This is a genomic window from Rhodovulum sp. YNF3179 (genome assembly GCF_050586465.1).
In the GTDB taxonomy this organism is placed as follows: Bacteria; Pseudomonadota; Alphaproteobacteria; order Rhodobacterales; family Rhodobacteraceae; genus CAJXYS01.
Genome location: NZ_JBOCEG010000002.1, coordinates 1 through 12145, shown reverse-complemented (window position 1 = coordinate 12145; position 12145 = coordinate 1). Strand labels below are relative to the sequence as shown.

Below are 12145 nucleotides of genomic sequence, written 5' to 3'. Positions count from 1 at the left end.
AGGAGAACACGAGATGACCGATTTCACCTGTGCCGTGGACGAGAACGGCGTCGCCGTCATCACCTGGGACGTGCCCGGCAAATCCATGAACGTGATGTCCATGCAGGGCTTCGAGGCGCTCGACGCGCTGATCGACCGGGTGCTGGCCGACGACGCCGTCAAGGGCGCCGTCATCACCAGCGGGAAGCCGGACTTCGCCGCCGGCATGGACCTGAACGTGCTCGCCCGGATGAAGGACGAGGCCGGCGACGACCCGGCGCGCGGTCTCTTCGAGGGCGTGATGCGGATGCACGGGGTGCTGCGCAAGATCGAGCGCGCGGGCATGGACGACAGGAACCGCGGCGGCAAACCCATCGCGGCCGCCCTGCCCGGCACCGCGCTCGGCATCGGCCTCGAGATCCCGCTGGCCTGCCACCGCATCTTCGCCGCGGACAATCCCAAGGCCAAGATCGGTCTGCCCGAGATCATGGTCGGCATCTTCCCCGGCGCGGGCGGCACGACCCGCCTGGCGCGCAAGATGGGCGCGATGGCGGCCGCGCCCTTCCTGCTGGAAGGCAAGCTCAGCGACCCGAACAAGGCCATGGCCGCGGGCCTGATCGACGCGGTGGCCGACGACCCCCTCGCCGCGGCGAAGGCCTGGGTTCTGGAGGCCGGCGACAAGGACATCGTCAAGCCCTGGGACGAGAAGGGCTACAAGATGCCGGGCGGCGCGCCCTATCACCCGCAGGGCTTCATGACCTTCGTGGGCGCGAGTGCCATGGTCAACGGCAAGACACAGGGCGTCTACCCCGCCGCCAAGGCGCTGCTGTCGGCGGTCTATGAAGGCGCGCTGGTGCCCTTCGACACCGCGCTGAAGATCGAGGCGCGCTGGTTCACCCACGTGCTGATGAATCCCTCTTCGAGCGCGATGATCCGCTCGCTCTTCATCAACAAGCAGGCGCTGGAGAAGGGCGCGAACCGCCCCGAGGCGCCGGACCAGCGCGTGCGGAAGCTGGGCGTGCTCGGCGCGGGCATGATGGGTGCGGGGATCGCGCTGGTGTCGGCGCAGGCCGGGATCGATGTCGTGCTGATCGACGCCGACCAGGCGGCCGCCGATCGCGGCAAGGCCTATACCGCCGATTACATGGACAAGGGCATCAAACGCGGCAAGGCGACCGAGGCCAAGAAGGCCGAGGTTCTGGACCGGATCACGGCGACGACCGACCACGCCGCCCTCGCGGGCGCCGACCTGATCATCGAGGCGGTGTTCGAGGACCCCGGCGTGAAGGCCGAGGTCACCGCGAAGGCCGAGGCCGCCGCCGGCCCGGACTGCATCTTCGCCACCAACACCTCGACGCTGCCGATCAGCGATCTCGCCACGGCCAGCGCGCGCCCCGGACAGTTCATCGGCATCCATTTCTTCAGCCCGGTCGAGAAGATGATGCTGGTCGAGATCATCAAGGGCCGCGAGACCGGCGACCGCGCGGTGGCCAAGGCGCTCGACTACGTGCGGCAGATCCGCAAGACGCCGATCGTGGTCAACGACGCGCGTTTCTTCTACGCCAACCGCTGCATCATCCCCTATATCAACGAGGGGGTGCGCATGGTGCGGGATGGCGTGACGCCGGCGCTGATCGAGAACGCCGCCAAGCTCGCGGGCATGCCGCTCGGCCCGCTGCAGCTGACCGACGAGACCTCTATCGAACTGGGCGTGAAGATCGCCCGGGCGACGAAGGCCGCCATGGGCGCGGCCTACCCCAACGATGCCTCCGACGCGGTGCTGTTCTGGCTGGCCGACCAGGGCCGGCTCGGGCGCAAGGCGGGGGCGGGCTTCTACGACTATGACGAGAAGGGCAAGCGCACGGGGCTCTGGGACGGGCTCGGCGCGGAATTCCCCGCGGCCGCGCGCCAGCCCGACGTGACGCAGGTGCAGCATCGGCTGCTCTTCGCGCAGGTGCTGGAGGCCGTGCGCGCGCTGGAGGAGGGCGTGCTCGAGGACATTCGCGAGGGCGATGTGGGCGCGATCCTCGGCTGGGGCTTCGCGCCCTGGTCGGGCGGCCCCTTCGGCTGGCTCGACATGCTGGGTGCCGCGCGGGCGGTGGAGATCTGCGAGGGGCTGGCAGCCGCCCATGGCGACCGCTTCGCCGCGCCCGCGCTCCTGCGCGAGATGGCGGCGCGGGGCGAGAGCTTCTACGGCCGCTTCGGGCCCGGGTCCGCCGCGGCCTGACCCGGCGGCCAGATCGCGGCGGCTTCGCCGCCGAGCCGTTGCGTTGCGCGCGCGCCTCGCGGGGCGCGCGCGGTGCCTCCGGCGGGGATATTTACGGAACGATGAAGCCGCTACCCGGGCACGGGATCGTCGAAGCGATAGCCGAAGCGGGCGATGTCCTCGGCGCAGAGATCGGCGACCCGCGCCGCCTCGGCGTCGCCGTAATAGGGCCGCCAGTCGCGCCGGCGGTCCGACCGGTTGACCCCCGGGGGCAGCACGGGACGAAAGCCCAGATGCGCCGCCAGCGGCGCGATATCATCGTCCAGATGCTCGCGCCGGAGAAAGAGATCGCAGGTCTCGCGCCCGTCCGGCCGCCGGACATAGGCGCCGTAGGGATTGGCGCGGACCGAGGCGGCGAGTCCCGGATCCGCGAGGAAGCCCCCGAAATCGAGCGCCTGCGCGCGGGCCACCGCCGGGTGGGCGAAGCCCTGCGCGCGCAGCCAGTGGTAATAGCTCACCATCCGGTCCCAGGGGTTGCGGACGAGCGTGAAGACGAAGAAGGCATCCATCTCGTCGGGGGTCACGAGCCCCGCGATATCGGCGAGGCGCGCATGTTTCCAGAGCCGCCCCGCCGTCTGCACCTCCGCCAGGCGGTGGCGACGGCGGCGGGCCTTGGGGGTGTCGCCCACGAGGATGTCGTCGGCCATCGCGCGGGTCTCGAGCGCCAGCGTCATCGCGGTCCCGCCCGTCTTCGGCGCGTGCACGAAGATATAGCGCCGCCCGCGCGAGACGATCACGGCTGCACCGCCTGGCGCCGGGCCGCGCCGGGATCCCGGCTGCGCAGGCCGATCACGATGCCGGCCACGGCGATGAGCGCGATGCCGAGATAGGCGGTGGGCGGCAGCACCTCGCCCCAGAGCACCCAGGCCCAGCCGCCGGCCGACACCAGGAAGACGTATTCGAAGACCGCGAGATAGCTCGGATCGGCCAGCTGGTAGCCCCGCGTCAGAAGCCCCAGCGCCAGCAGCGACCCGACCGCCTGCACGCCGGTCCAGAACAGGAAGGCCGGCGTCGCCGGGACCCAGCCGCGGTCGAAGAACGCGGTGCCCGGCGCGGGCAGGACGAGATGCACCACGGCGAGCCCGAGAACCGCCCAGACCGCGAGGCCGGCGAAAAACCCGGCCTGCAGGCACATGGTGCTCTCGCTGGCGCAATGCCGGCGGGTGACCAGCGCCTGCAGCGCGTAGAGGAACCCGGCCGCCACCGGCAGCAGGGTCAGCGCCGAGAAACCCCCGGCCTGGGGCCGCAGCACCAGCAGCACGCCGGCGAAGCCCACCGCCACGGCCAGCACCCGCCAGCGCCCGATGCGCCGGCCGAAGGCGAAGACCGAGATCAGCAGGACGAAGATCGGCGCGGTGAAGAGCCCCGCCCCAACCTCGGCGATCGGCATCATGGCAAGTGCCGCGAAATAGAGCACCATCGCGCCGGAGAGAAAGACACTGCGCCAGAGCACGGGCCGCCATCGGCGCGGCCGGAGCCGCCAGCCGAGGGCTGCGGCGCCGGCGGCCAGCACCACCGCCACCATGGCCGAGCGCGTCAGGTGAAACTGCCACAGCCCGGCCTCGGCCGCGATCAGCCGCACCGTGTTGTCGACGAGCCCCAGCAGCGTGACCGCCCCCAGGATATGCAGCGCCGCCAGAAGCGGCCGTCCGTCGTCGCTGTCCTGCATCGCGCCCTCCCGTCTTTTCTCTTTTCAAAGAAGCCTCGCCCACGCAATATTTCTGCCGGCCTAAAAGACACATAACGACCAGGGAGGACTGCCATGGGCTGGCTGCCCGACGAACGGGGTCTCGACAAGACCGCGGCCAATTTCGTGCCGCTCACGCCGCTCTCGCATCTGCGCCGCGCCGCGGATGTGTTCCCGGACCGCCTGGCGGTGGTGCACGGACGTCACCGCAAGACCTACGCCGAATACCACGCGCGGGTGACGCGGCTGGCCGCGGGGCTCGCAGGGCTGGGCGTGGCGCCGGGCGACGTGGTGGCCACGCTCCTGCCCAACATCCCCGCCCAGGCGGAGGCGCATTTCGGCGTGCCCGCCTGTGGCGCGATCCTCAACACGATCAACACGCGGCTCGACGTGGACACGGTGGCCTATATCTTCGGCCATGGCGGTGCCAGGGTGGTGCTGGTCGACACGGCGCTGCTGGAGCTGGCCGAGGCCGCCATCGCCGCGATGGAGGGCGCGCCGCCGCGCATCATCGAGGTGGCCGACGCCGAGGCGGGCTTCACGGCGAGCGGGCGTTACACCGATTACGAGAGCCTGCTCGCCGCGGCCGACCCGGGGTTCGACTGGGTGATGCCCGAGGACGAGTGGGAAAGCCTCGCGCTGAACTACACCTCCGGCACCACGGGCCGGCCCAAGGGCGTCGTCTACCACCATCGCGGCGCCTACCTGATGACGATGGGCACGGTGGTCGCCTGGCGCATGGTTCTGCATCCGGTCTTCCTGACCATCGTTCCGCTTTTCCACTGCAACGGCTGGTGCCACACCTGGCTCATGCCGCTGGTCGGCGGCACGCTGGTCTGCTGCCGGGACATCACCGCGGGGGCGATCTACGATGCCATCGCCGACGAGGGCGTGACCCATTTCGGCGGCGCGCCCATCGTGCTCGGCGCCATCATCCACGCCGAGGAGGCCGAGCGCCGGCCCTTCGACCATGTCGTCGAGGTTTTCACCGCCGGCGCCCCGCCGCCCGCGGCCACGCTGCGCGCGCTGGAGCCGCTGGGCTTCAACGTCACCCAGGTCTACGGCCTGACCGAGACCTACGGCCACGTCACCGAGTGCCTCTGGCGCGCCGAGGACTGGGATCCCCTGCCCGAGGAAGAGCGCTACGCGATCAAGGCCCGCACCGGCATCGCGATGCCGATGATGGAAGACGTGACCGTCATGGATCCCGAGACCATGACAGACACGCCGCGCGACGGGGCGAGCCTCGGCGAGATCATGCATCGCGGCAACTGCGTGATGAAGGGCTACTACAGGAACCCCGAGGCCACCGCCGAAGCCTTCGCCGGCGGGTATTACCATTCGGGCGACATCGCCTATCGCCATCCCGACGGCTACATCAAGATCGCCGACCGGGCCAAGGACATCATCATCTCGGGCGGCGAGAACGTCTCGTCGGTCGAGGTGGAAAACGCCCTCGCCCATCACCCCGCGGTCGGGGTCTGCGCGGTGGTGGCGAAACCGGACGCGCGATGGGGCGAAGTGCCCTGCGCCTTCGTGGAGCTGAAGCGCGGCGCCGAGGCGTCGGAGGACGAACTGATCGCCTTTTGCCGCGCGCGGCTGGCGGGCTTCAAGACCCCCAAGAAGGTGGTATTCCGCGACCTGCCCAAAACCTCCACCGGCAAGATCCAGAAGTTCGAGCTTCGCGACGCGGCCAGGGCGCTCTGAGCCCGGGCGGCGTTGCCGCCTCCCGGGGCCTGCGCTATCATCGGGGCCATAACCACACCGAGCAGAAAGCCCGACAGGCCCCATGACAGCGCTGAGCGAATACGAACGGCTGGAGTCGGGCGGGCTCTGGCGCGCCGGGCCCGAGGCCCAGCGTCGCGAGGTGCTCGTCAGCTTCGGGGACGCCTCGCTGGTCATCGCCGATCCGCGCACGGAAATGGCCATCGCGCACTGGTCCCTGCCCGCGGTGGACCGGCGCAATCCCGGCGCGGAACCCGCGGTCTATTCGCCCGACCCCGAGGGCGGCGAAACCCTCGAGATCGACGACACCACGATGATCGAGGCGATCGAGAAGGTCCGCGCGGCCATCGCGCGGCGCCGGCCACAGCCCGGGCGGCTGCGGCTCGCGACGCTCGGGCTGGTGGTGGCCACGCTGGTGGCGCTTGCGGTCTTCTGGCTGCCCGGGGCGCTGGTGAACCACGCGACGCGGGTCGTGCCCGAGGCCAAGCGCGCCCAGATCGGCAGGGCGCTCCTGGCCGATATCACCGCGCTTGCGGGGCCGCCCTGCCGCACCCCGCTGGGCAGGGCGGCGCTGGTCCGGATCGAGACCCGGCTGCTGCCCGGCCGCGGCCGGCTGCTCGTGCTTGACGGCGGGGTTCGCGGCAGCGCCCATCTGCCGGGCGGGATCGTGCTGCTGTCGGCCGCGTTGGTCGAGGATCACGAGGGCCCCGAGGTCGCCGCCGCGCATGTCGTGCTGGAACGCCTCCGCGCCGAGACCCGGGATCCGCTGGCGCGGCTCCTCGATCATGCCGGGGCGCTGGCCACCTTCCGGCTGCTGACCACCGGCACGATCCCCGCCGCCGCGCTCGAGTCCTATGCCGGCGATCTCCTGGTGGCGCCGCCGGTCGCGGTGCCGGAGACCGCTTTCCTCGCCGCGCTGGACGCGGCCGGCCTGCCGAGCACGCCCTATGCCTATGCCCGCGACGCCACCGGCGAAACCACGCTTTCGCTGATCGAGGCCGATCCCTATCGCGGCCGCACGCCGCCGCGGCTGCTGTCCGACGGGGCCTGGGTGAGCCTGCAGGGAATCTGCGGCGAGTGAACCGCTCCAAGTGGGCCAAATATCCCGGCCGGAGGCCCCGAGCGCCCGCGAGGGCGCGAGACGAAAGACCCGGCGCCCCGCCAGGGGCGCCACCTTTCAGATCGCCCCCGGGGTGATCCGGCCCTCTTCCAGCGTGACGACCCTGTCCATCCGGGCGGCCAGCTCGGCATTGTGGGTGGCGATCAGCGCCGAGAGCCCGGTCTCGCGCACCAGCGCCATCAGCACCCCGAAGACCCGGTCGCTTGTCGCCGGGTCGAGATTGCCGGTGGGTTCATCGGCCAGCAGCACCCGCGGCGCGTTGGCCAGTGCCCGGCAGAAGGCCACGCGCTGCTGCTCTCCCCCCGAGAGCGCGGCCGGCCGGTGATCGGCCCGCGCGCCGAGTCCCACCCGGTCGAGCAGCTCCGCCGCCCGCGCCGCCGCGGCGGTCCGCGTCGCGCCATTGGCCCGCTGCGGCAGCATCACGTTCTCGGCCGCGGTGAATTCCGGCAGCAGGTGATGGAACTGGTAGATGAAGCCGATATCGGCGCGCCGCGCGCGGGTGCGCCGCCGATCGCCGAGCCCGCTCAGCGTCTCGCCGGCGATGGCCACGGCGCCCGCGTCCGGCGTGTCAAGCAGCCCGGCGATGTGCAACAGCGTCGACTTCCCCGCGCCCGAGGGCGCGGCCAGCGCGACGACCTCTCCCGCGGCCACGGCGAGCTCGGCGCCGTCCAGCACCCGGACCTCGCTGGGCAGGCCTTGGTTATAGGCCTTCCGCACCCCCGACAGCTGCAGCATCGGCGCCTCACTCATAGCGCAGCGCCTCCACCGGGTTCATCCGCGCGGCCCGGCGCGCCGGAAGGATGGTGACCCCGAAGGACAGCCCCAGCGACAGCGCCACCGCCGACAGCACGTCCCCCCATTCGAGCCGCGCCGGCAATTCCGAGAGATAGCGCACGCTGGGATCCCACACGCCGCCCCCCAGGATCCAGTTCACCGCGTCGAAGATCGGATCGATATAGATCGCGAAGAGGCACCCCATCAGCACGCCCAGCGCCGTACCCGCGACGCCCACGGCCGCGCCGCAGATAAAGAAGACCCGCAGCACCGCGCCCTCGGTCAGCCCCACCGTGCGCAGGATGCCGATGTCACGCCCCTTGTTCTTCACCAGCATGATCAGGCCCGAGACGATGTTCATCGCCGCGATCAGCACCAGGATCGAGAGGATGATGAACATCACGTTGTCTTCCATCTTCAGCGCCTGCAGGAACGCGCCCGAGGCATCGCGCCAGGTCCAGACCTGCGCCCGGGGTCCGGCGGCCTCCAGCAGCGCGGGCACCATGGCATCGACCGCGTCGGGATCCTCGACGAAGATCTCCAGCTCGTCCGCAACGCCCTCGCGGTTGAAATAGCCCTGCGCCTCGGCGAAGGGCATGTAGACCCGCGTCCGGTCGATGTCGTACCGGCCCACGGTGAAGATGTAGACGACCTCGTAGGCCTTGACGCGGGGCGACGTTCCGAAGGCGGTCTTGACGCCCTCGGGTGAAATCAGCCGGACGCGGTCGCCCACCCCGACCCCCAGCGCGCGCGCGACGCCCGAGCCGATGGCGATCCCCTCGCCGAACCGGTCGAGATCCCCGCGCGCCCGTTCGGGCGTGGCGACGAGCGGCACCGTTCGCAGATCGTCGCGCCGGGTGCCGAAGACCTCGACGCCGGCATTGCGGCCCTGCCCGGCCGCCATCACCTGCCCCCGGATGATCGGGGCCACCCGGGTGACGCCGGGCACGGCGGCCACGCGGCCGGCCATGGCGTCGTAGTCGTCTATCGCGCGGCTGACGCCGCCGGTCCCGGTCTCGTAGGCGCCGGAATACACGGTCACATGGGCATTCGCGCCCAGGATCGTCCCCACGAATTCGTGCCGGAAGCCGGACCGCACGGCCAGCGTGGCAATCAGCGCGAAGACCGCCAGCGCGATCCCGATGAAGGAGATCCAGGTCATGACGCTGACGCCGCCCTCCGCGCGGCGCGCGCGCAGGTAGCGCCAGGCGATCATCCATTCGAAGCCCGCGAAGGGGGAGGTGCGGCCGGTCATGCGCGCTCCAAGAGAAATCCGCGGCGACACTGCGCCGGGGCGCGGGCCGGGTCAAGCCCGCCCGCGCGCCATCAGCCCCCGCCCGGCGTCAGGCGCAGCACCGCGCCGTTCCGCGCATCCGTCAGCACCAGGAGCGCCCCGTCGCGGTCGATGGCCACGTCGCGCATGCGCGCCTCGCCCGTGAAGAAGCGTTCCTCGCCCGCGACCCGGTCGCCCTCGAGACGCAGCCGCACCAGCCCGCCGGGATTGAGCGAGGCCGCCAGGATGTCGCCCTCCCAGTCGGCGAACATGTCGCCCCGGTAAAAGACGAAGCCGCCCGGCGCGATCACCGGATCCCAGTAGTAGCGCGGCTCGACGAAGCCCGCGCGCCGCTGCGCGCCGGAGCCCACCGGCCGGCCCGAGTAGTTCTCGCCGTAGCTGACCACCGGCCAGCCGTAATTGGCGCCCGGCGCGATCCGGTTCAGCTCGTCGCCCCCCGCAGGGCCGTGTTCCAGCGTCCAGAGCGCGCCGGTCGAGGGCCGGATCGCCGCGCCCTGCGGGTTGCGGTGCCCGAGGCTCCACACCCCGCCGAGCGCATCGGCGTCCCCCGCGAAAGGATTGTCGGCCGGCACGTCGCCATCGGCCGTCAGCCGCATGACCTTGCCGTAGCTCTTGTCGGGATGCTGGGCGAACTGGCGTTCGCGCGCGGTGAAATGCTCGCCCGTGGTGATGAAGACGTGATCGCCGCTGGCCACCACGCGCGATCCGTAATGCGCCGGCGTCGGCGAGGGCGGCGTCTGCACGAAGATGTCCCGCACCGCCTCGAGCCGGCGCAAATCCGCGCCCAGCTCGGCCCGGGCGACGGCGGTGGCGGAACGCCCGCGCCCCATGGGCTTGGCATAGCTGAGGAAGATCACCCGGCTCTCCGCGAAATCCGGGGCCAGCGCGACGTCGAGCAGGCCGCCCTGGCGCTGGGCCAGCACCTCGGGCACGCCGGCGATCGCCGGGCCGAGCGTTCCGTCCGCCGCGAGATGACGGAGCCGCCCGGCGCGCTCGGTCACCAGGTAGCCGCCCCCGGGAAGCACCGCGATGCCCCAGGGATGCACGAGCCCGTCGGCCAGGGTCTCGACGGCGAACCGCATGCCGCTCTCCATGGCGGGGGCCCGCGTCTGGTTGGGGAAGGCGGGGCTGAACTCGGGCACGTTCCTGGGACCCTGATCCACCGGCGCACCGGTCTGGGCGGCGGCAGGCAGGGCCAGTGCCGCCAGAACGGCGGCGACGAGACATGTAAGACGGTCGGGCATCGGGACACCTCGCGGTCGGTTGGGATCGCCATCCTAACACATAGCCGCCCGCCGCGTTCCGTCACGCCCGCCCGCACGTCAGGCCGTCCCGCGGGAGTCCGGACGACACCGCGCCTCAGGAGGCCGCCGCGAGAAGCGCCGCGATGACATCCTCGGTGCCGGCCTTCTCCAGCTTGAGAGAGATCGGCGCCGACGAGCGCAGCAGCCCGGCAAGCCGCGGCCCCAGTGCCGTTTGCGCAAGCAGCCCCGCCAGCGCGCCGGCCGGCATCTCGGACACGGCAATCGAGAGCGTTCCCGACAAAGTGGCCGCAATCGGAGCCGCCTTGGTGTTGTAGCAGGCGGTGTAACATTCGCCCGTATCGTGCCAGTAGATCGCCGCGCAGCCGCCGCTGCAACTGATCGAACAGCCGTTTCCCACATCGCAACGCGACATCACCTTACCCTCACGCAACTTCACGGGAAGAGCGTATCATCAAGAGCGATGCGCCTCTAGCGCGATGTCGCCGAAGGTCAGCCGCGATGCGGTGCGTAGATTTCCACGAGCCGCGCCACCGCGTCTTCCGGCGTCATCTCGGTGCTTTCCCCGCTGCGCCGGCAGGTCAGTTCGACGACACCGTTCTTCAGCCCGCGCGGGCCGACCGTGATCCGCCAGGGCAGGCCGACCAGGTCCATGGTCGCGAACTTGGCGCCGGCGCGTTCGTCGCGGTCGTCGTAGAGCGGCTCGAGCCCCCGCGCGGTCAGCGCCGCGTAGAGCGTCTCGCAGGCGGCATCGGCCTCGGCGTCCCCCTGCTTGAGGTTCACGATCCCGCAATGGAAGGGGGTGACACCCTCGGGCCAGATGATTCCGTTCTCGTCATGGCTCGCCTCGATGATCGCGCCCACCAACCGCGAGACGCCGATGCCGTGGCTGCCCATATGGACCGGCACATGCGTCCCGTGATCGTCGACGACGGTGGCGCCCATCGGCTCGGAATACTTGGTCCCGAAATAGAAGATCTGGCCCACCTCGATCGCCCGCGACCGGCGCCGGCGATCCTCGGGGACCGACTCCTCGAACACCGCCGCGTCGTGGGTCTCGTCGGTGCGGGCATAGGGGGTCGTCCACTCGGTGACGATGCCGGCGCATTCGCCGCGGTCGTCATAGTCAACGTCGCGGTCGCCGAATTTCAGATCCGCGATGGCGGCGTCGTAGAAAACTTCCGACTCGCCGGTCTCCGCGAGCACGAGAAACTCGTGGCTCAGATCGCCGCCGATCGGCCCGGTATCCGCGCGCATGGGGATCGCTTTGAGCCCCATGCGCTCGTAGGTGCGCAGGTAGCTGACCATGTGGCGGTTATAGGCATGGACGGCGGCGTCCTTGTCGACGTCGAAATTATAGCCGTCCTTCATGTAGAACTCGCGCCCGCGCATCACGCCGAAGCGCGGCCGGACCTCGTCGCGGAATTTCCACTGGATGTGGTAGAGCGTCAGCGGCAGGTCCTTGTAGCTGCCGACATGGGCGCGGAAGATGTCGGTGATCAGCTCCTCGTTGGTCGGACCGTAAAGCATGTCGCGCCCGTGACGGTCGGTGACGCGCAGCATCTCCTCGCCGTAGTCGTCGTAGCGCCCGCTCTCGCGCCAGAGATCGGCCGATTGCAGCGTGGGCATCAGCATCGGGATATGGCCGGCGCGCGCCTGTTCCTCATGCACGATCTGCTCGATCCTGCGCAGCACCTTGTAGCCCAGCGGCAGCCAGGAATAGATGCCGCTCGCGGCCTGCTTGATCATGCCGGCCCGGAGCATCAGGCGGTGGCTCACGATCTGGGCCTCGGCGGGGGTTTCCTTCAGCACGGGCAGGAAGTAGCGGGACAGGCGCATCGGCATCCTCGTTGGCTCATCTGCGTTGGAGCCCGTCTATGCCATCAGGCAGGGTCAGGCAAGCCTGCCCCGGCGCCCGTCCAAGTGGCGGAAATATCCCCGCCGGAGGCATCGCGGGGGCGCGCGGGGGGGGGGGGGGGGGGGGGGGGGGGGGGGGGGGGGGGGGGGGGGGGGGGGGGGGGGGGGGGGGGGGGGGGGG

The 12145-nt window shown here is 70.8% G+C and carries 10 protein-coding genes; 3 read left to right on the top strand and 7 right to left on the bottom strand.

Translation table 11 applies throughout. The features are described from left to right. The first annotated feature begins 13 nt into the window (after window positions 1-13). A complete protein-coding gene (locus ACQ5SP_RS02980) occupies window positions 14-2206 on the top strand; it encodes a 3-hydroxyacyl-CoA dehydrogenase NAD-binding domain-containing protein (RefSeq protein ID WP_430936291.1) in 2193 nt (730 codons plus the stop codon). Between the two features lie 110 nt (window positions 2207-2316). Here ACQ5SP_RS02980 and ACQ5SP_RS02975 read toward each other — a convergent pair whose 3' ends face one another. Together ACQ5SP_RS02975 and ACQ5SP_RS02970 are read right to left on the bottom strand one after the other, a co-directional pair. Continuing rightward, window positions 2317-2982 (bottom strand): sulfotransferase family 2 domain-containing protein, encoded by a 666-nt coding sequence (locus ACQ5SP_RS02975; protein ID WP_430936289.1) that lies wholly within the window; start codon window positions 2980-2982, stop codon window positions 2317-2319. Further along, on the bottom strand, window positions 2979-3914 hold the full coding sequence (locus ACQ5SP_RS02970; protein WP_430936287.1) for a DMT family transporter: 936 nt from the start codon (window positions 3912-3914) through the stop codon (window positions 2979-2981). The genes ACQ5SP_RS02975 and ACQ5SP_RS02970 overlap by 4 nt, the downstream gene beginning before the upstream one ends. A 93-nt stretch (window positions 3915-4007) precedes the next feature. On the opposite strand from ACQ5SP_RS02970, the gene ACQ5SP_RS02965 reads away from it, so the two are divergent. Together ACQ5SP_RS02965 and ACQ5SP_RS02960 are read left to right on the top strand one after the other, a co-directional pair. Continuing rightward, the gene (locus ACQ5SP_RS02965; RefSeq protein ID WP_430936285.1) at window positions 4008-5639 is read left to right on the top strand and encodes an AMP-binding protein; all 1632 of its coding nucleotides are present in this window, start codon (window positions 4008-4010) and stop codon (window positions 5637-5639) included. A gap of 82 nt (window positions 5640-5721) precedes the next feature. Further along, entirely contained in the window at window positions 5722-6738 is a 1017-nt protein-coding gene (locus ACQ5SP_RS02960; RefSeq protein WP_430936283.1) for a hypothetical protein, read from the top strand. A gap of 96 nt (window positions 6739-6834) precedes the next feature. Here ACQ5SP_RS02960 and ACQ5SP_RS02955 read toward each other — a convergent pair whose 3' ends face one another. From ACQ5SP_RS02955 to proS, 5 genes are all read right to left on the bottom strand, one after another. Then, window positions 6835-7527, bottom strand: a complete 693-nt coding sequence (locus ACQ5SP_RS02955; RefSeq protein WP_430936281.1) for an ABC transporter ATP-binding protein — start codon at window positions 7525-7527, stop codon at window positions 6835-6837. Continuing rightward, window positions 7520-8806, bottom strand: coding sequence for a lipoprotein-releasing ABC transporter permease subunit (locus tag ACQ5SP_RS02950; protein WP_430936279.1), 1287 nt, complete (start codon window positions 8804-8806; stop codon window positions 7520-7522). The genes ACQ5SP_RS02955 and ACQ5SP_RS02950 overlap by 8 nt, the downstream gene beginning before the upstream one ends. Before the next feature lie 71 nt (window positions 8807-8877). After that, window positions 8878-10089, bottom strand: a complete 1212-nt coding sequence (locus ACQ5SP_RS02945; protein ID WP_430936277.1) for a PQQ-dependent sugar dehydrogenase — start codon at window positions 10087-10089, stop codon at window positions 8878-8880. 115 nt (window positions 10090-10204) lie between these two features. Then, window positions 10205-10546 carry a hypothetical protein gene (locus tag ACQ5SP_RS02940; RefSeq protein WP_430936275.1) on the bottom strand — a complete coding sequence of 114 codons (342 nt, stop codon included), beginning with the start codon at window positions 10544-10546 and terminating at the stop codon, window positions 10205-10207. 53 nt (window positions 10547-10599) lie between these two features. After that, window positions 10600-11946, bottom strand: coding sequence for a proline--tRNA ligase (gene proS / locus ACQ5SP_RS02935; RefSeq protein ID WP_430936273.1), 1347 nt, complete (start codon window positions 11944-11946; stop codon window positions 10600-10602). Window positions 11947-12145 lie beyond the last annotated feature (199 nt).